Origin of the sequence: Streptomyces sp. NPDC059875, assembly GCF_042731085.1 — a bacterium.
GTDB lineage: Bacteria > Actinomycetota > Actinomycetes > Streptomycetales > Streptomycetaceae > Streptomyces.
Map to the genome: position 1 here is coordinate 255,298 of NZ_JBHWJZ010000005.1, position 18,638 is coordinate 273,935.

The following is an 18,638-nucleotide window of genomic DNA, read 5'->3' on the forward strand; positions in this document are numbered from 1 at the left end:
CTGTTGATCCGCCAAGCCCCTTTGACGGATCAACCAGTCCAGGGGCGACCACTTAAAGGTCGTTTTATCCCGGCGTTTCACCCCGGAACGAGTTGCTTGGTGACGCTTTTTGCACCTCATCATTGACCTGCCGCACGACGCCGCGCCGATCGTCGCCCCCCTCGAAGCCCACCGGCGCGTTCCTGCGTCGCCGGCTCGGCGACGACTACGTCAACATCGGCCTGACCTCAACGAGGGCACCATCAACGCGCTGCCCGACTACACCGCGCAGCAGCCCAAGACCTACGCCGTCACTCCCGCCCCGGAAGGCCACAACGAGAACACCCTCGACAAGGTCCGCTACCGCGACTTCAGCATCGACCTGCGCACCGCGCCCGCGGCGGCCCTCACCTCGCTCGACACGGCTCGCCCCACCCGCTCCTACGGCCTGTACTGGTCGACCGACGACCCGGGCACCGCTCTCAGCCGGTCCTACGACATCCTCATCCACCTGCACCGAGTCGAAGCCAGCCGCCGTCGCTGACCCGACCAGGGGGCATGACCGAGGTAGGGGTCAAAGGGGCAATGAGATGATCTTGGCTCCCGTACTCGGCCCACCGGCCGGGCGCCACGGCGCCAGATGCGGAGACGCCTTCAGCAAGTCGTCGGCGTTCACCTAGAGTGCCGTCGCGAGGGCGTCCAGGTCGTTCGTCACAAAACGATCTTGGAGGCCCTCGTTTTCGTCTCCGTCGACACCCCCTTGACTTTGATCATCCGGTGAGTCTTGTTCAGTCACCGGTACGCAGAAAGGAGCGTGGCATGTCCAGCGGCCGTCTCATGCGCATCCACAGCGCCGAGTTCCAGGCCATGGCCGAGAGGGTCCTGCGGGTCACCGAGCTCACCTCCCGCCTGAACGTCCTGCCTTTCGAAGACGAAGCGGGCAAGGCGGAACTGTACGAACAGATCCTCGGCAAGCCGCTGCCGCCGAGAGTCACGATCTATCCGCCCTTCTACACGGACCATGGCCTGAACCTCGACCTCGCCGAGCGGGTCTTCATCAACCAGAACTGCACGTTCCTGGACTACGCCGGCATCCGGCTCGGCGAGCGCGTGATGATCGGACCGAAGGTCACGTTCATCACCAGCGGCCACCCGGTCGATCCCGAGGAGCGGCGGCTGTACCTCACCGGGGCGCCCATCGACGTCGCGGAGAACGTGTGGATCGGTGCCGGTGCCACGATCCTGCCCGGCGTCAGCATTGGCCGTGACGCCGTGATCGCCGCCGGCGCGGTCGTGGCCGATGACGTTCCGCCGGCAAGCCTGGTGACCGGCAGTAAGGCAACCGTGCAACGAAAGTGGTGACGGCCTCTTCGGGGCCACGCCGAGCCCGACTGCGGGTCAACGGCCTGGTGGCGGAGCTCGCGCGGCCCTTCCGCCGCCTCGGCGCCGACCGGACCGGCACCGGCGGGGGCAACGGCCTCGGCCTCTTCATCGTCGCGGCCATCGCCGAGGCGCACTGCGACGCCCTGGACCTCCACGCCCGCGCCGAGGGTGGCCTGCGCGTCATCGTGCCCCTCCCCCGCACCGATGACGGGACTGCAGAAGCCCGGCACAGGAATGGACGTGGCACGGTGGGAGTCCTGGGGGTCGAGGATGCCCGCTCCCTCGCCGAAGTGATCGCCGAAGGCCTGCTGCGTTGTGGGTCGTCTCACACCGACGTCAGGCGTCGTTGTGGATGCGTCATCCGAGTGACTTGGGCGTGTCGGACCGCGCGTCCACACACGCCGTCCACACACTGGGTAAAAGCGCCTGGTCGAACGCCGTCGCGATCACGGAGGCGAATCGTCCGACCAGGGAAAGTGCCTGGTCAGAACGATTCTGCTTCACCATGAGCTGGTGGGGCGGGTGGGACTCGAACCCACGGCCGACGGATTATGAGTCCGCTGCTCTAACCGGCTGAGCTACCGCCCCTAACGGTGTGGCGCGTACATGTGTGCGCGCCGTCTGCCGCAGCATAGCCGCTCATACGATCTCCTGCTCCGGATGGTCGGCACTGCTGCGCGCTGCTCGACCAAGAGGACTGTGCAGCGTCGCGCATGGTTCCCGGACCAAAGAAAAAGGACCCCTCAGGGTCCTCTTTCGCTTGCTCCCCCGGCTGGACTCGAACCAGCAACCCTCCGGTTAACAGCCGAATGCTCTGCCAATTGAGCTACAGGGGATCGCGCTCCCCCGACTGGACTCGAACCAGTAACCTGCCGGTTAACAGCCGGCTGCTCTGCCAATTGAGCTACAGGGGATTGCTGCGTTGCACCGAACGGATCCACCTCGGGTGTCCCCGGGCGGCGCGCGCTCGCTGCGACACATACATTAGCGCAAGCAGGGGGGTGCTCCGCCAATCGGTATGCCGCGGGCGCTCGTGGGCACCAGTGAGGCAACAGGGAAGCTCAAGGGAAGGGTGGTGCCGCCGTGCGGTACAAGCTGACGTTCGTCGTGGGGCTGGCCCTCGGTTACGTCATCGGCACGCGCGCCGGGCGCGAGCGCTACGAGCAGATGAAGAAGTCCGCGAAGGACTTCAGCCGGAACCCGGCGGTGCGCAACGCGGCCGAGTCCGCGGCCCACACCGGGCGCGACGTGGCCGGAAGGGCGTTCCACGCGGTGAGCGACAAGGTCGGCGACAAGCTGCCCGCGTCGGTCACCGACCGGATCCACGCCCTGCGCCACCACAACGGCCAGGTCACCGAGGACGACTGGGGTGTGAGTAACACCTGAGCCGCGCGGTCCCCGCCCGGCTCCCCACGCTCGAAAACGCGTCTCCTACCCCGCACGCGCTCCACCTACTCCCCCGCGTGCGGCAGAATCTCCTGTCATGGGGATAGTCGCCGGCTTGGACAGCTCTGCTGGGTTCACACGCATCGTCGTCTGCGACGCGGACACGGGTGCCGTACTGCGGCAGGGGTATGCCCCGCATCCCGGTGAGCCGAAGGCCTCCGACGTCGACCCGCAGGCCTGGCTGCTCTCGCTCGGCGAGGCCGCGGGCGGCGGGCTGCTCGAAGGGGTGCAGGCCATCGGGGTCTCGGCCCAGCAGCACGGGCTCGTACCGCTCGACCCGCAGGGCGCTCTGGTGCGGCCCGCGATGGTCGGCAACGACAAGCGGGCGCAGGTGGCCGCCGCCGACCTCGTCGAGGCGTTCGGCGGACGGCAGGCCTGGGCCGAGGCCGTCGGGTCCGTGCCCCAGTCCGGGCAGCCGATCGCCAAGCTGCGCTGGCTGGCCCGCTCCGAGCCGGAGAACGCCCAGCGCGTCGCGATGCTCCTGCAGCCGCACGACTGGCTGGTCTGGCAGCTGCTCGGCCGGCCCGCGCGCCGCACCACCGACCGCGGCGCCGCCTCGGCCACCGGCTACTGGTCGGCCGGCGCCGGCGCCTACCGCCCCGACCTCGTCGAGCTGGCGCTCGGTCACCAGGCCGTCCTCCCCGAGGTGCTCGGCCCCGCCGACGCCGCCGGGACCACGCCCGAGGGGCTGCTGATCTCCGCCGGTACCGGCGAGACCATGGCCGCCGCGCTCGGGCTGGGCCTCGGCCCCGGCGACGCCGTCGTCTCCCTCGGTGCCTCCGGCTCCGTGATGGCCGTGCACCACGAGGCGCTCGCCGACCCGCAGGGTCTGATCACCTCGTTCGCCGACGCGACCGGCATGCATCTGCCCGTCGTGCACACCGCCAACGCGGTGCGGGCGCTGCGCGGCACCGCCGAGATGCTCGGTGTGGAGAGCCTGGAGGAGCTGTCGGCGCTCGCGCTGAAGTCGACGCCGGGCGCCTCCGGACTGGTCCTCCTGCCCTATCTGGAGGGCGAGCGCACCCCGCAGCTGCCGCACACCGCCGGCACGCTCAGCGGACTGCGCCGCGAGTCGATGAAGCCCGAGCACCTCGCGCGGGCCTCGTTCGAAGGGATGCTCTGCTCGCTCACCGACGCGATGGACGTGCTGCGCGGACGCGGGGTCGAGGTGCGCCGGGTGTTCCTGCTGGGCGCCGCGGCCGAGCTGCCCGCGGTCCAGGCGATCGCGCCGGCGATCTTCGGCGCGCAGGTCGTCGTACCGCAGCCGGCGGACTACGCGGCGCTCGGCGCCGCCCGACAGGCCGCGTGGGCGCTCGGTGTCTCGCAGGGCAAGCTCTCGCCGACCGCTCCCCCGGCCTGGCAGGGCGCAGCCGCCCAGGTCTTCGAGCCGGGCGACGAGCTGGCGGTGGGCCAGGCCGTACGGCAGCAGTACGTGGCCACGCGGGAGCAGATCCACCCGGGCGCGTTCGGCGCGTAGCGGCAACGGGTTCCGCCGGCAGCGGAGTCCGTTCAAGACTCGACAAAACCCGGTCGTAACGCCGTGGGGGCGCGGGCGATAGTAGAGCCCGTGCTCCTACGACTTCTCCGAACCCACCTTCGACCGTACAAGAAGCCCATCGGCCTGCTGGTCCTGCTCCAGCTCCTGCAGACCTGTGCCTCTCTCTATCTGCCGACCCTGAACGCGGACATCATCGACAACGGTGTCGTGAACGGGGACACCGGCTACATCCTGCGGTTCGGCGCCCTGATGATCGCCGTCTCGGTGGTGCAGGTCGTCTGCAACATCGGGGCCGTGTACTACGGAGCGCGGACCGCCTCCGCCCTCGGCCGGGACGTCCGCGCCGCGATCTTCGATCGGGTGCAGTCGTTCTCCGCCCGGGAGGTCGGGCAGTTCGGCGCGCCGTCGCTGATCACCCGGACCACCAACGACGTCCAGCAGGTCCAGATGCTGGTCCTGATGGCGTTCACGCTCATGGTCTCCGCGCCCATCATGTGCGTCGGCGGCATCATCATGGCGCTGAGTCTCGACGTGCCACTGTCGGCGGTGCTGATCGCGGTCGTGCCGGTCCTCGGCATCGCGGTCTCGCTGATCGTGAAGAAGATGCGGCCGCTGTTCCGGACCATGCAGGAGCGGCTGGACACCGTGAACCAGGTGCTGCGCGAGCAGATCACCGGCAACCGCGTGATCCGCGCGTTCGTGAAGGACGACTACGAGCGGGAGCGGTTCAAGGGCTCGAACACCGAGCTGACCGACGTCTCGATGGCGACCGGCCGGCTGATGGCGCTGATGTTCCCGGTCGTCATGACGGTGGTGAACGTCTCCAGCATCGCGGTGGTCTGGTTCGGTGCGCACCGCATCGACAGCGGCGGGATGGAGATCGGGGCGCTGACCGCGTTCCTCGCCTATCTGATGCAGATCGTGATGGCCGTGATGATGGCCACCTTCATGTTCATGATGGTGCCGCGGGCCGAGGTGTGCGCCGAGCGCATCGAGGAGGTCCTGTCGACCGGGAGCAGCGTCGTGCCGCCGGCCGAGCCGGTGACCGCGCTGGCGCGGCGCGGCCATCTGGAGGTCCGGAGCGCGGACTTCCGCTACCCGGGTGCCGAGGAGTCGGTGCTGCGGGAAGTGGAGCTGGAGGCGCGGCCCGGCGAGACGACGGCGATCATCGGTTCGACGGGCAGCGGGAAGTCGACCCTGCTGGGTCTGGTGCCCAGGCTCTTCGACGTGACCGGCGGCGAGGTGCTCGTCGACGGGGTCGACGTACGGAAGCTCGACGCCGCGCTGATGGCGCGGACCGTCGGACTCGTCCCGCAGAAGCCGTATCTCTTCTCCGGGACGGTGGCGACGAACCTGCGGTACGGGAAGCCCGACGCGACCGACGAGGAGCTGTGGCACGCGCTGGAGGTCGCCCAGGCCGCCGACTTCGTGAAGAAGCTGGAGAACGGGCTGAACGCGCCGATCGCGCAGGGCGGCACGAACGTCTCCGGCGGGCAGCGGCAGCGGCTCGCGATCGCGCGGACGCTGGTGCAGCGGCCGGAGATCTATCTCTTCGACGACTCGTTCTCCGCGCTCGACTACAAGACGGACGCCCTGCTGCGGGAAGCGCTCAGGGAGGAGACGGCGGACTCGACCGTCGTGATCGTCGCCCAGCGGGTGTCGACCATCCGGGACGCCGACCGCATCGTGGTCCTCGACGAGGGCCGGGTCGTGGGCACCGGGCGCCATCACGAGCTGATGGCGGGCAATGAGACGTACCGGGAGATCGTGCTCTCCCAGCTGACCGAGGCGGAGGCAGCCTGATGGCCGGTCCTGGCGGACGAATGATGGCCGGTGGCGGACCCGACCAGCGGTCGATGGACTTCAAGGGCTCGGGCAAGCGGCTGCTGAAACAGCTCGCCCCCGAGCGGGGCGCACTGTGGCTGATGCTGATCGCCTGTGTGCTCAGCGTGGCGGCCTCGGTGGTCGGCCCGAAGATCCTCGGCAAGGCGACCGACCTGGTCTTCGCCGGTGTCGTCGGGCGCGAGATGCCCGAGGGCACCACGAAGGCGGAGCAGATCGAGCGGCTGCGGGCGGCGGGCGACGGCGGGATGGCCGACATGCTGTCCGGGGTCGACTTCACCCCCGGGCAGGGCATCGACTTCGACGCGGTCGGGGTGGTGCTGCTCTGGGTGCTGATCATCTACGTGGCGGCCGGGCTCCTCATGCTGGTCTCGACCCGGATGTCGATCAAGGTGATCAACCGGACGATCTACCGGATGCGGGAGGACGTGCAGGCGAAGCTGGCGCGGCTGCCGCTGTCGTACTTCGACAAGGCCAAGCGCGGCGAGGTCCTCAGCCGGGCGACCAACGACATCGACAACATCTCCCAGACGCTCCAGCAGTCGATGGGGCAGCTGATCAACTCGCTGCTCACCATCGTCGGCGTCCTGGCGATGATGTTCTGGATCTCGCCGCTGCTCGCGCTGGTCGCGCTGGTGACCGTGCCGGTGTCGGTGGTCGTGGCGACGAGGATCGGCAAGCGTTCGCAGCCGCACTTCGTGCAGCAGTGGAAGTCCACGGGCACGCTCAACGCCCATGTGGAGGAGATGTACACCGGCCACGCGCTGGTGAAGGTCTTCGGGCGGCAGGACGAGTCGGCGGCCGACTTCCGCGAGCAGAACGAGGCGCTGTACGAGGCCGGGTTCAAGGCGCAGTTCAACAGCGGTGTGATGCAGCCGGTGATGTTCTTCGTGTCGAACCTCAACTACGTGCTGGTGGCCGTGGTCGGCGGGCTCAGGGTCGCGAGCGGGACTCTGTCGATCGGTGACGTGCAGGCGTTCATCCAGTACTCCCGGCAGTTCTCGATGCCGCTGACGCAGGTCGCGTCGATGGCGAACCTGGTGCAGTCGGGCGTCGCCTCGGCGGAGCGGATCTTCGAGCTCCTGGACGCCGAGGAGCAGGCGCCGGACGCGCCGAAGAGCGAGAGGCCCTCGGAGTCCCTGGGCAAGGTCGCTCTGGAGGAGGTGTCCTTCCGCTACGAGGCGGACAAGCCGCTCATCGACGATCTGTCGTTGACGGTGGAGCCCGGTCAGACGGTCGCGATCGTCGGCCCGACCGGCGCGGGCAAGACGACGCTGGTGAACCTGCTGATGCGGTTCTACGAGGTGACCGGCGGCCGGATCTCCCTCGACGGCGTGGACGTCTCGACGATGTCCCGGGAGGACCTCAGGTCCGGGATCGGCATGGTGCTTCAGGACACCTGGCTGTTCGGCGGCACGATCGCCGACAACATCGCGTACGGGGCGTCCCGGGCGGTGTCGCGCGAGGAGGTCGAGGAGGCGGCGCGGGCCGCGCACGCCGACCGGTTCATCCGCACCCTGCCCGACGGCTACGACACCGTCATCGACGACGAGGGCTCGGGTGTCAGCGCCGGCGAGAAGCAGCTGATCACCATCGCGCGGGCGTTCCTGTCCGACCCGGTGATCCTCGTCCTGGACGAGGCGACCAGCTCGGTCGACACCCGCACCGAGGTCCTCATCCAGAAGGCGATGGCGCGACTGGCCCACGGACGTACGTCGTTCGTCATCGCCCACCGGCTCTCCACCATCAGGGACGCGGACGTGATCCTCGTGATGGAGAACGGTTCGATCGTCGAACAGGGCACGCACGACGAGCTGTTGGCTGCGAACGGGGCCTATTCCCGGCTGTACGAAGCCCAGTTCGCCCAGGCGGTCGCCGAGGTCGACTGACCGGTGGGGAAGAAGTGAAGGAGAAGTGATCGACGTGCGGTGATCCATGTCGCATCATGATCGGCATGGGTCACATGGCGAAGAACGCGAACTCCTGGGTTCCGTCGGTCACTCTGCGCGTGGCGGTGCCGGGCGTGGACGTCTCGGCGCTGCTGCTCGGGGCGGACGGCCGGGTCCGGGGGGACGCCGACATGGTCTTCCACGGGCAGCCGCTCCATCCGTCCGGGGCGGTCCGGCATGAATCGGCCGCGCTCGTCCTCGCGTTGGGCGAGGTGGAGGCGGAGGTCGAGCGGATCGTGATCGCCGGGTCGGCGGACGGCGGCGTCCTGACGGCGGTCGCCCCGGACCGGGCGGCCGTCGCCTCGGCCACGGTGCCGGGGACCGGGGACGTCTCCGCCGTCGCCTTCGGAGAGTTCCTCCGGGAGTCGGGCGGCTGGAAGTTCGGCGGGATCGGGAAGGGGTACGCTTCCGGGCTCGCCGGGCTCGTCACGGAGTACGGGGTCGAGGTCGCGGAGGAGGAAGCGAAGGAGCCGGCCGTCACCGGGCCCGTACCACTGACCGGGGTCGTGAAGATGCGGGGCCACATGCCGCCCGCCGAGGGCGCGTTCGCCGCCGAGGAGCCGGTCGGGACGCCCGTCGCATCGGGGCCGTTCCCGCCGGCCGACCGGCCGTACGAACTGGTCGAGGGCTGGGAGTTCGGCCCCGTCTTCGAGCCTTTCGTCGCCGAGGGGGTCGGCAACGACGTGATCACCCTGGACGACCGGGTCGGGGACGGCCCCGTCCTCGTCGAGGTCGCGCAGGAGGACCGCGCGTACCTGGGCCTCTTCACGCTCGATCGGCGCAACAAGGACGAGGTCGACTACCTCTTCAACGACCTCCTGCCCGACTTCCGGGGCAGCACGTTCGCCCCGGTCCCCAAGGGCCGGCCGCTGCGCATGCGGCTCGCCGCCGACAACCGCTGGATCCTGCGGGTGAAGCCGGTGGCCGCCGCCCGCCGCCTGGAGGGAACACTGCGGGGCTACGGCCCCGAGCTGCTGCTCTACCTCGGCAACGGGGCGGACCTCCGGGTGGATTTCAAGGGCAGGCCGGAGGACGCCGGCGGCTACATCGGCATCCAGGCCTATGGGGTCGACGGACGCACCGGCGGACGCCTGCCTCATATGGACCTGCTCCTCAATGAGACCGGGGCGCTCCAGCAGACCGTCCCGGTCCCGCGGGGACCGCAGCTGCTGCACCTCCGCGCCGAGGGCGCGTGGACGTTCACGGTCAAGGAGCTGGACTAGGGCCTGTCCCTAGTCGAGATAGCCGCGCAGCTGGTCCGCGTAGGCGTGGTCCCGCAGCTTGTTGAGGGTCTTCGACTCGATCTGGCGGATGCGTTCGCGTGTCACGCCGAAGAGGCGGCCGATCTCCTCCAGGGTGCGGGGTCTTCCGTCGTCCAGGCCGTAGCGGAGCTGGACGACCTTGCGTTCGCGCTCGCCGAGAGTGGAGAGGACGGCGTCCAGGTGCTCGCGCAGCAGCAGGAACGCCGCCGATTCCACTGGACTCGTGGCGTCGCCGTCCTCGATCAGGTCGCCGAGGGCGACCTCGTCCTCCTCGCCGACGGGGGCGTGCAGGGAGACCGGTTCCTGGGCGAGGCGCAGCACCTCGCTGACCCGCTCGGGCATGAGGTCGAGCTGGGCCGCGACCTCCTCGGGGGTGGGTTCGTAGCCGCGCTCCTGGAGCATCCGGCGCTGGACCCGGACGACCCGGTTGATCAGCTCGACGACATGGACGGGGACGCGGATGGTCCGGGCCTGGTCGGCGAGGGCCCGGGACATCGCCTGGCGGATCCACCAGGTCGCGTACGTCGAGAACTTGTAGCCGCGCGCGTAGTCGAACTTCTCCACCGCGCGGATGAGGCCGAGGTTTCCCTCCTGGACCAGGTCGAGCATGGTCAGCCCGCGCCCGACGTACCGCTTGGCGACGGAGACGACGAGCCGCAGATTGGCCTCGATGAGGCGGCGCTTGGCCATCCGGCCGAGGACCACGAGCCGGTCCAGGTCGAGCGCCAACTGGGAGTCCAGATCAGGGGTGTTGGCCAGCTTCTCCTCGGCGAAAAGACCGGCCTCGACGCGGCGGGCGAGCTCGACCTCCTCGGCGGCGGTGAGGAGTGGGATGCGACCTATCTCCCGCAGGTACTGGCGGAACAGGTCGGAGGAGGGTCCGTTCCCGCCGAGGTCGGTGCGGCGGGGAACCGGCTCCGGTTCGGGCGTGTCGTCCACGAACTCGGCGGGCTCGGGCGGATCGGAGACCTCGGCCGGCTCTGCGGGGGCCGGCGCCTCCGGATGGTGGGCGGCCGGGCGCTGCCCGGGCACGACGTCCGTCGGGGACAGGGTCTGGGTCTGCACGGGGGCGACCTCCAGGGTGATCGCTGCCGGTGCTCCGGGGGCTCAGGCACCGCTCCCCAGTGTGGGGTACGACACATCGCCGCCACGAGGGGCGTGCGGTGACTTTTTGAGTCCGCTCCGTGACCGCGCGTCAGAGAGCGGCGGCACCGTTGGTGCGCAGCGACTGTCCGTACTGGGTGAGGACCCACAACTCGTTCTGTACGGCGGCGAGTTGTTCCGGGTCGCCGTGGGCGCCCAGGCGGGCGAGGGTGCCCTGGATGTCGCGGATGCGGCGGTCGACGGCGCGCAGTCGGACCGTGACGAGCTGGGCGCCCGCGTAGACCTCGTCGACGGCCTTGGCGAAGATCGCCTCGACGGCGAGTTCGGTGACGAGCGCGCGGACCGTGTCGTTGGGTGCGGCCTCGCGGACCGCGGACAGATAGTCGGCGGGTGCGTCGGTGGCGCCGCCGGCGTCCTGGACGCACTGGCGGACGGCGGCGTAGGGCGGGGCGGTGAACTCGTCGGCGCCGTACGCGTCGAAGGCCGGGGAGACCAGCTCGGGGCGTTGGAGGGCGAGCTTGAGCAGTTCGCGCTCGGTGCGGTGGGCGGGGCTGCGCAGGTTGAGCGCCGGGCCCGCGGGGGCGGTGGGCGGCGCCTGGGTCTCGTACTCCCCCGTAGCCCTTCGGGCACGGGAGGCACCCCCATGCTGCTGGGCCGCGGGGGCCTGAGCGCCCCGGCCTCCGCGGTCGCGCTGCCAGCGGGCGATCTGGGCGACGCGCTTGACGACGAACTGGGTGTCGAGGATGCCGAGCATGCCGGCGAGCTGGACGGCGACCTCGTGCTGGGCGCCGACGTTCTTGATCCGGGCGACGATCGGCGCGGCCTCGTCGAGGGCTGCCGCGCGGCCGGCCGGGGTCTCCAGGTCGTACCGCTTGACGATCTGGCGGAGCGCGAACTCGAACAGCGGGGTGCGCGGCTCGACCAGCTCGGCGACGGCGTGGTCGCCCTTGGCGAGCCGCAGCTCGCAGGGGTCCATGCCGTCCGGGGCGATGGCGATGTAGGTCTCGGCGGCGAACTTCTGGTCGTCCTCGAAGGCGCGCAGGGCGGCCTTCTGGCCGGCCGCGTCGCCGTCGAAGGTGAAGATGACGCGGGCCGAGCCGTTGTCCATCAGGAGCCGGCGGAGGATCTTGATGTGGTCGCCGCCGAAGGCGGTGCCGCAGGTGGCGATGGCGGTGGTGACCCCGGCGAGGTGGCAGGCCATGACGTCGGTGTAGCCCTCGACGACGACGGCCCTGCTGACCTTGGCGATGTCCTTCTTGGCCAGGTCGATGCCGTAGAGCACCTGGGACTTCTTGTAGATCGGCGTCTCGGGCGTGTTCAGGTACTTGGGCCCGTTGTCGTCGTCGCGGAGCTTGCGGGCGCCGAAGCCGACGACATCGCCGCCGACGTCCCGGATCGGCCACATGAGCCGGCCGCGGAAGCGGTCGATGGGGCCGCGCCGGCCGTCCTGGGAGAGACCGGAGAGGATCAGCTCCTTGTCGGAGAAGCCCTTGCCGCGCAGGAAGCGGGTGAGGTGGTCCCAGCCGGCCGGGGAGTAGCCGACGCCGAAGTGTTCTGCGGCGGCCTGGTCGAAGCCGCGCTCGGCGAGGAACTTCCGGCCGATCTCGGCCTCGGGCGAGCCGAGTTGGTCGATGTAGAACTGGGTGGCGACCTTGTGGGCCTCGACCAGACGGATGCGCTCGCCGCGCTGGTGGCCGGGGTTGTAGCCGCCTTCTTCGTACCGCAGCGTGATGCCCGCCTTCGCGGCGAGGCGCTCGACCGTCTCCGAGAAGGAGAGGTGGTCGATCTTCATCACGAAGGCGATCGTGTCGCCGCCCTCCTGGCAGCCGAAGCAGTGGAACAGGCCCTTGCTCGGGCTGACCTGGAAGGAGGGGGACTTCTCGTCGTGGAAGGGGCACAGGCCCTTGAGGTTGCCGCCGCCGGCGTTGCGGAGCTGGAGGTACTCGGACACGACGGCGTCGATCGGGACCGCGTCCCGTACCGCCTTCACGTCGTCATCGTTGATCCTGCCTGCCACGCTGGAATTCTACGGGGGTCCGGGGTGGTCGTCCCCCGCCGAAGCCGCTGTCGTGGGCGTCCGGACTAGGGGACGAGGCTCTCCAGCGGGACGGAGGGATTCCCGAGGGCCTCGGTGTCCACCGGGGACTGGGCGCGGATGAGCCGCTGGATCGGCTCTGTGACGTCCCACACATTCACGTTCATCCCGGCCAGGACCTTGCGGTCCTTGAGCCAGAAGGCGATGAACTGCCGCTTGCCGACGTCGCCGCGCAGCACGACCTGGTCGTAGGAGCCGGGCGGCGCCCAGCCCGAGTACTCCATGCCCAGGTCGTACTGGTCGGAGAAGAAGTACGGGACACGGTCGTAGGACACGGACTGACCGAGCATGGCGCGGGCGGCGGCCGGGCCGCCGTTGAGGGCGTTGGCCCAGTGTTCGACCCGCAGCCGGGTGTCCAGGAGCGGGTGGTGCGCGGCGGCGACGTCGCCGGCCGCGAAGATGTCGGGGTCGGAGGTGCGCAGCGACGCGTCGACGGCGATGCCGCTGCCGTGGGCGCGGTCGATCAGGTCGAGGCCGGCGGCCTCGGCGAGGGCGGTGCGCGGGGCAGCGCCGATCGCGGCGAGGACGGCGTGGGCGGGGTACTCCTCGCCGTCGTCGGTACGGACGGCGAGGACCATGCCGTCCTGGCCGACGATCTCGGCGAGCCGGGCGCCGAAGACGAAGCGGACGCCGTGCTCGGTGTGCAGGTCGGCGAAGAGCTGGCCGAGCTCGGGGCCGAGGACCTGGTGGAGCGGGGTGGGCTCGGACTCGACGACGGTGACCTCGGCGCCGTAGCCGCGGGCCGCGGCGGCGACCTCCAGGCCGATCCAACCGCCGCCCGCGATCACCAGGTGGCCGTTGTCCCGGCCGAGGGCGGCCAGGACCTGGCGCAGCCGGTCGGCGTGGGCGAGCCGGCGCAGATGGTGGACGCCGGCGAGTCCGGTGCCGGGGACGTCGAGGCGGCGCGGCTCGGCGCCGGTGGCCAGCAGGAGCCGGTCGTAGCGGATCGTGGTGCCGTCGCCGAGGCGTACGGTGCGGGCCTCGCGGTCGATGGCGGTGACGGGCTGCCCGAGGTGGAGCTCGACCTCGGCGCGGGCGTACCAGGCGGCCTCGTGGACGAAGACGCTGTCCCGGGCCTCCTTGCCGGTGAGGTAGCCCTTGGAGAGCGGTGGGCGTTCGTAGGGGTGGTCGCGTTCGTCGCCGATGAGGATCACCCGGCCGGTGAACCCCTCGGAGCGGAGCGTCTCCGCCGCCTTGGCCCCGGCCAGGCCCCCGCCGACGATGACGAAGGTCTGATCTGCGTCGACCACTTGATGCCTCCTCGTTGCGACCGCTTCTACGCTACGCCTCCGGGCGTTCGCCGAGCCGTACCGCCTCGGGCTCCCGGACGAGCGTCCCGCACGGAGCGTGATGGCGAAAGGGGGCCGGGCTCTAGGAGTGGTGGCGGCGCAGGCGCGCGTGGAGGGTGCGGGCGGAGGCGTCGGTGAGGGAGGCGATCTGGTCGATGATCACCCGCTTGCGCGACCGGTCGTCGCCGGCCGCGTCGAACAGGGCGCGGAACTGCGGGTCGAGTCCTTCGGGGGCGCGGGCGGTGAGCGCCTCGGCGAGCTCGGCGAGGACGATGCGCTGGTCGGCGCGGAGCGCTTCCTGCTCGGCGCGCTGCATCACGTACCGGTCGGCGACGGCCTTGAGAACGGCGCATTCGTTGCGGGTCTCGCGGGGGACGACGAGCTCGGCGGCGTACCGGGTGAGGCGGCCGGAGCCGTACGCCTGGCGGGTGGCGCCCTCCGCGGCGAGGCAGAAGCGGCCGATGAGCTGGCTGGAGGCGTCCTTGAGGCGGGCCTGGGCGACGGCCGAGCCGTCGTAGCCGTGCGGCCACCAGTCCTGGTCGACGAGCCGGTCGAGCGCCTCGGCGAGCTCCTGCGGGTCGGTGTCCTCCGGTACGTAGCGGCCGATGGCGACGGTCCAGATGTCGGCGCGCTCGGGCTCGGCGAAGAGCATGTTCGGGTCGATGTGGCCGGCGTGCAGGCCGTCCTCGAAGTCGTGGACGGAGTACGCCACGTCGTCGGACCAGTCCATGACCTGGGCCTCGAAGCACTTGCGGTGCCCGGGGGCGCCCTGTCGGGCCCAGGCGAAGACGGGGAGGTCGTCCTCGTACACCCCGAACTTGGGCGAGTCGGGGTTGTCGGGGTGACCGCCGCGCGGCCAGGGGTACTTGGTGGCGGCGTCGAGCGCGGCGCGGGTGAGGTTGAGGCCGACGCTGACGGGCTCGCCGGTGGCGGGGTCGGCGATGAACCGCTTGGGCTCGATCCGGGTGAGGAGGCGCAGGGACTGGGCGTTGCCCTCGAAGCCGCCGCAGTCCTTGGCGAAGTCGTTGAGCGCCTGCTCGCCGTTGTGCCCGAAGGGCGGGTGGCCCATGTCGTGGGCGAGGCAGGCGGCCTCGACGAGATCGGGGTCGCAGCCGAGTGCCGCGCCGAGCTCGCGCCCGACCTGGGCGCACTCCAGGGAGTGGGTGAGCCGGGTGCGGGGGCTGGCGTCCCAGGCGTGACTCCGCGAGCCGGGGGTGACGACCTGGGTCTTGCCGGCGAGTCTGCGCAGGGCGCTGGAGTGCAGCACCCGCGCGCGGTCGCGCTGGAAGGCGGTCCGCCCTGGCCGCTTGTCGGGCTCGGCGGCCCAGCGCTCGGTCGCGGTGTCGTTGTAGCCGGGGGTGTCCGTGATGCCGGGGGTGTCCGTGGAGCCTTCCATGCACCGAAGGTAACCGGCGAGACGGACAGTGGGAGGCAGGCCAGGGGCGAAATCCCGCCCGGGCGTGCGGTGCGCGACGCTTCCGTCCCCCGCGGCCGCACCGCCTAGGCGGAGGTCAGTTCCCGCTCCGGGGTGGCGGGGACGGCGAGGGAACGGTCGTAGCGGTGGAGGACGAGGCGGGCCAGGGCAGGGTGGGCGCCGAGGGGGGCGGCGGCGATCCACGGGGCGTGGGCGGCGGCCCGGGTGGCGAAGAGGCCGGGGGCGGTGAAGCAGGAGGCGACGGCGATCCGGTGGCGGCCGCGTGCGGCGAGGGTGCGCAGGGCGTCGGGCACGGTGGGTGCGGCGGCGGAGGCGTACGCGGGGACGACGGGCACTCCCCCGAGGCGTTCGCCGAGGAGGGCGGCGGTGCGGCGGATGTCGGCGAGGGATTCGGGGTCGCGGGAGCCTGCGGCGGCGAGGACGACACCGGTGGAGCGCGACGCGCCGTCCGCTGAGGTCCAGCCGGCCTCGGCGAGCCGGTCGGCGAGGGCTTCGACGAGCAGCGGGTGCGGGCCGAGCGGGGCCGCGATCCGGGTGCGCAGGGCCGGCGCGGCGGCGGCCGCGGCGGGCAGGTCGTGCTTGACGTGGTAGCCGCGGCCGAGGAGCAGCGGTACGAGGACGGCGTCGCGGCCGCCCTCCTCGGTGAGGCCGGCGAGGGTGTCGCCGAGCAGGGGGGCGTTCAGCTCGATGTGGGCGAGGCGGACGTCGAGGCCGGGGCGGAGTTCGCGGACCCGGTCGAGCAGCAGGGCGAGGGTGGCGCGCGCCCGGGGGTCGCGGCTGCCGTGGCCGACGGCGATGAGGGTGGGCGTGCTCCCGGGCCTGTGCGTCGGCCGGTTCGCGGGCCAGGTCGTGGGCCTGTGCATGGGCCTGCCCGTTCTCGTGCGGGGGAGTTGGCTCAGCTGGTCGCCGAGCTGCGCGGTGATCCGGCCGAGCAGCTCGGCGGTGCTGTCGAACGTGGTGTCCGGCTCCGTCATGAAGTGATCCTGACGGCGGCGCGTTGCCTCCCCGTTGCGTGGGGGTCACGAGTTTTTTCCGCGGGCTCACGGTCCGCCCGCCCGCGCTGTCAGGCGTCCAGCCAGACCCGCAGGCTCCCGGTCTCCTCGAAGCCGACCGCCAAAGCGGGCGGCAGGTCGTCGCCGGACTCGTAGCCGACGACGGGCCGGCCGCCGTCCACGAGGCCCAGGCAGCCGGCCCATGCCTCGGCCGGGTCGGTGCCGTCGGCGGCGAAGAGGTTGGACACACCGGTCACCCGGCCGCCTTCACCGGCGCCGCTGTCGCTGAGCACCGCGCCCCCGGTGATCCGGCCGTCGGCCGCGTACCCCGCGACGACCGTCGTCGCCGGATCGGCGAGGAGTTCGGCGCGGAAGAGGGCGGCCTCGTCGGCGTCCCCTGCGCTCCACGCCAAGGCCCAGGCGGCGAGTTCGTCCGCGGAACGGACCGCCTGCCAGCGTGCGTCGACGGCCGGTACCCGCCGGCCGGCCGGGCGGTGGATCCACCGCGCCTCGAAGAGCAGGCGGAAGCCCTCCCCGGCCAGGTCCAGGCGGGCGAAGCTGTCCTTGACGGAGGCTCCGGGGACGTCCCGGTCGATGCCGTCGAGGACGTCCCGTACGGACGCGTCGGCGGTCAGCGTCACGGCGTCCGGGTAGTAGAGCGGGGTGCGGCGGGCGTTCGTCCAGGCGCGCGGACCGAAGGTTCCGGGGCGGCCGTGGGCCCGGCACATGGCCTCGCACCACTCGGCGTTGTTGCGGACGGCTTCCATGATCATGCGCGGATCGTACGGTTCTCCCCCTCCCCTCCTCATTCTTTTATCTAGCGGAATATCTTTTCCGCCATGCGAATGAATCCCTCTCCTGCCCCCGGACTCCTCAGACGGGCCGTCGCCGAACTCGTCGGCACCGCGGCGCTGGTGGCCGTCGTCGTCGGCTCGGGCATCCAGGCCGCCGCGCTCAGCCAGGACGTCGGGGTGCGCCTGCTGGCCAACTCGCTCGTCTCCGCCCTCGGCCTCGGCCTGCTCATCGCCCTCCTCGGCCCGCTCTCCGGCGGCCATCTCAACCCGGTCGTCACCCTCTCCGAGTGGTGGGCCCGGCGGGGCGAGGACGGCGCCGCGGGCGTCCGCGAGGTCGCCGTCTACCTCGCCGCCCAGTTCGCCGGCGCCGTCGCCGGGGCCCTGCTCGCCGAGGCCATGTTCGGGCGGACGCCCGGCACCTGGTCCACACAGGTCCGCTCCGGCACCCACCTGCTGCTCGGCGAGGCCGTCGCCACCGCCGGACTCGTCCTGCTCGTCCAGGGGCTGCGCCGCATCGACCGCTCCTCGCTCGCCCCGGTCGCGGTGGGCGGATACCTCCTGGCGGCCATCTGGTTCACCTCCTCGGGCTCCTTCGCCAACCCGGCCGGGACGGTCGGCCGCGCCTTCTCCGACTCCTTCACCGGAATCGCCCCCGCCTCGCTGCCCGCGTTCATCGGGGCGCAGCTCCTCGGCACGCTGCTCGGCCTCGCCCTCGCCGCTCTTCTGTACGGCCGGAGCGAACCGAACGGCTCCTTTCCGCGTCGAAAGGGGTGACGGGGCAGGCAAGATCGACGGAGGTTCGTCCATGCGACGCGTACGCGTACCGGCCCGGGCAGCGGTGGCCGCCCGGCTGAAGCGGCTGACGCCGCGGTCGCTGCCGCTGCCGCTGCCGCGCACGACCCGGGCCCGCCGCCGTACCGTCCAGGCCGTGATGCTGGGCGCCGTCCTCGCCCTCGCCCCGGCCACCTGGACGCACGCCGTCGCCGACAGCCGGCTGCGGACCACCGCCGACGTGCCCGCCCAGGACGTCGCCGTCGTCTTCGGCGCCGGTCTCTGGAAAGGCCGCCCCACCCCGTACCTGGCGCACCGCCTCGACACCGCCGCCGAGCTCTACCGCGCCGGCAAGGTCAAGGTCGTCCTCGTCACCGGCGACAACAGCCGCATCGAATACGACGAGCCCGACGCGATGCGCGCGTACCTCACCGAACGCGGGGTGCCGGACGGCCGGATCGTCAGCGACTACGCGGGCTTCGACACCTGGGACTCCTGCGTCCGTGCCAAGAGGATCTTCGGCGTCGACCGGGCCGTCCTGGTCACCCAGGACTTCCACATCAAGCGGGCGGTGGCGCTCTGCCGGGCGGCCGGCATCGAGTCGTACGGCGTGAAGGTCGTCGAACCCCACGACTCCGTCTTCTACTACGGCGGCGTCCGGGAGCTGGTCGCCGCCGGCAAGGCGGCCCTGGACGCGGCCGTACGGCCGGACCCGCACTTCCTGGGGGAGCGCGAGGAGGGCGTGACCGAGGCGCTCGCCTCGGCACGCTGACCCTCACGTCGGGGACGGGGTCCGGGG

14 protein-coding genes, 3 tRNA genes and 1 pseudogene are annotated in these 18,638 nt (G+C 71.3%); 9 read left to right on the top strand and 9 right to left on the bottom strand.

What is annotated here, in order from left to right; all coding sequences use genetic code 11:
• The first annotated feature begins 109 nt into the window (after nucleotides 1-109).
• Both ACFV9D_RS08710 and ACFV9D_RS08715 read left to right on the top strand, forming a co-directional pair.
• Nucleotides 110-523 carry an erythromycin esterase family protein gene (locus ACFV9D_RS08710; RefSeq protein ID WP_385142995.1) on the top strand — a complete coding sequence of 138 codons (414 nt, stop codon included), beginning with the start codon at nucleotides 110-112 and terminating at the stop codon, nucleotides 521-523.
• Nucleotides 524-798: 275 nt separating this feature from the next.
• A complete protein-coding gene (locus tag ACFV9D_RS08715) occupies nucleotides 799-1,341 on the top strand; it encodes a DapH/DapD/GlmU-related protein (protein ID WP_385142998.1) in 543 nt (180 codons plus the stop codon).
• Between the two features lie 532 nt (nucleotides 1,342-1,873).
• On the opposite strand, the gene ACFV9D_RS08720 is transcribed toward ACFV9D_RS08715, so the two are convergent.
• The 3 genes from ACFV9D_RS08720 to ACFV9D_RS08730 all read right to left on the bottom strand — a co-directional run bounded on the left by ACFV9D_RS08720 (nucleotide 1,874) and on the right by ACFV9D_RS08730 (nucleotide 2,276).
• Nucleotides 1,874-1,950: transfer RNA gene (locus ACFV9D_RS08720), tRNA-Ile, on the bottom strand.
• 175 nt (nucleotides 1,951-2,125) lie between these two features.
• Nucleotides 2,126-2,198: transfer RNA gene (locus ACFV9D_RS08725), tRNA-Asn, on the bottom strand.
• Nucleotides 2,199-2,203: 5 nt separating this feature from the next.
• Nucleotides 2,204-2,276, bottom strand: a tRNA-Asn gene (locus ACFV9D_RS08730).
• Nucleotides 2,277-2,445: 169 nt separating this feature from the next.
• Here ACFV9D_RS08730 and ACFV9D_RS08735 point away from each other — a divergent pair.
• The 5 genes from ACFV9D_RS08735 (at nucleotide 2,446) to ACFV9D_RS08755 (ending at nucleotide 9,320) form a co-directional block, all read left to right on the top strand.
• Nucleotides 2,446-2,748 (top strand): YtxH domain-containing protein, encoded by a 303-nt coding sequence (locus tag ACFV9D_RS08735; protein WP_385143001.1) that lies wholly within the window; start codon nucleotides 2,446-2,448, stop codon nucleotides 2,746-2,748.
• Between the two features lie 97 nt (nucleotides 2,749-2,845).
• Entirely contained in the window at nucleotides 2,846-4,285 is a 1,440-nt protein-coding gene (locus ACFV9D_RS08740; RefSeq protein ID WP_385143004.1) for an FGGY family carbohydrate kinase, read from the top strand.
• A gap of 90 nt (nucleotides 4,286-4,375) precedes the next feature.
• A complete protein-coding gene (locus ACFV9D_RS08745; protein WP_385143007.1) occupies nucleotides 4,376-6,109 on the top strand; it encodes an ABC transporter ATP-binding protein in 1,734 nt (577 codons plus the stop codon).
• Nucleotides 6,109-8,037 carry an ABC transporter ATP-binding protein gene (locus ACFV9D_RS08750; protein WP_385143009.1) on the top strand — a complete coding sequence of 643 codons (1,929 nt, stop codon included), beginning with the start codon at nucleotides 6,109-6,111 and terminating at the stop codon, nucleotides 8,035-8,037. The genes ACFV9D_RS08745 and ACFV9D_RS08750 overlap by 1 nt, the downstream gene beginning before the upstream one ends.
• Before the next feature lie 65 nt (nucleotides 8,038-8,102).
• A complete protein-coding gene (locus ACFV9D_RS08755; protein WP_385143011.1) occupies nucleotides 8,103-9,320 on the top strand; it encodes a TerD family protein in 1,218 nt (405 codons plus the stop codon).
• Nucleotides 9,321-9,329: 9 nt separating this feature from the next.
• Here ACFV9D_RS08755 and ACFV9D_RS08760 read toward each other — a convergent pair.
• The 6 genes and pseudogenes from ACFV9D_RS08760 to ACFV9D_RS08785 all read right to left on the bottom strand — a co-directional run.
• A pseudogene (locus ACFV9D_RS08760) lies at nucleotides 9,330-10,463 on the bottom strand (RNA polymerase sigma factor); the annotation flags it as partial.
• Between the two features lie 91 nt (nucleotides 10,464-10,554).
• Entirely contained in the window at nucleotides 10,555-12,480 is a 1,926-nt protein-coding gene (gene dnaG, locus ACFV9D_RS08765; protein ID WP_385143014.1) for a DNA primase, read from the bottom strand.
• A gap of 65 nt (nucleotides 12,481-12,545) precedes the next feature.
• Nucleotides 12,546-13,808 carry an NAD(P)/FAD-dependent oxidoreductase gene (locus ACFV9D_RS08770; RefSeq protein ID WP_385143018.1) on the bottom strand — a complete coding sequence of 421 codons (1,263 nt, stop codon included), beginning with the start codon at nucleotides 13,806-13,808 and terminating at the stop codon, nucleotides 12,546-12,548.
• 121 nt (nucleotides 13,809-13,929) lie between these two features.
• Nucleotides 13,930-15,243 carry a deoxyguanosinetriphosphate triphosphohydrolase gene (locus ACFV9D_RS08775; protein ID WP_385143021.1) on the bottom strand — a complete coding sequence of 438 codons (1,314 nt, stop codon included), beginning with the start codon at nucleotides 15,241-15,243 and terminating at the stop codon, nucleotides 13,930-13,932.
• Between the two features lie 104 nt (nucleotides 15,244-15,347).
• Entirely contained in the window at nucleotides 15,348-16,256 is a 909-nt protein-coding gene (locus ACFV9D_RS08780) for a sirohydrochlorin chelatase (RefSeq protein WP_385143023.1), read from the bottom strand.
• A gap of 89 nt (nucleotides 16,257-16,345) precedes the next feature.
• Nucleotides 16,346-17,047, bottom strand: coding sequence for a hypothetical protein (locus ACFV9D_RS08785; protein ID WP_385143026.1), 702 nt, complete (start codon nucleotides 17,045-17,047; stop codon nucleotides 16,346-16,348).
• Nucleotides 17,048-17,113: 66 nt separating this feature from the next.
• Between ACFV9D_RS08785 and ACFV9D_RS08790 the strand changes: the two genes are divergently transcribed.
• Nucleotides 17,114-17,842 carry an aquaporin gene (locus tag ACFV9D_RS08790; protein WP_385143029.1) on the top strand — a complete coding sequence of 243 codons (729 nt, stop codon included), beginning with the start codon at nucleotides 17,114-17,116 and terminating at the stop codon, nucleotides 17,840-17,842.
• 31 nt (nucleotides 17,843-17,873) lie between these two features.
• Nucleotides 17,874-18,611 carry a vancomycin high temperature exclusion protein gene (locus ACFV9D_RS08795; protein ID WP_385143032.1) on the top strand — a complete coding sequence of 246 codons (738 nt, stop codon included), beginning with the start codon at nucleotides 17,874-17,876 and terminating at the stop codon, nucleotides 18,609-18,611.
• The last annotated feature ends 27 nt before the right edge of the window (nucleotides 18,612-18,638 follow it).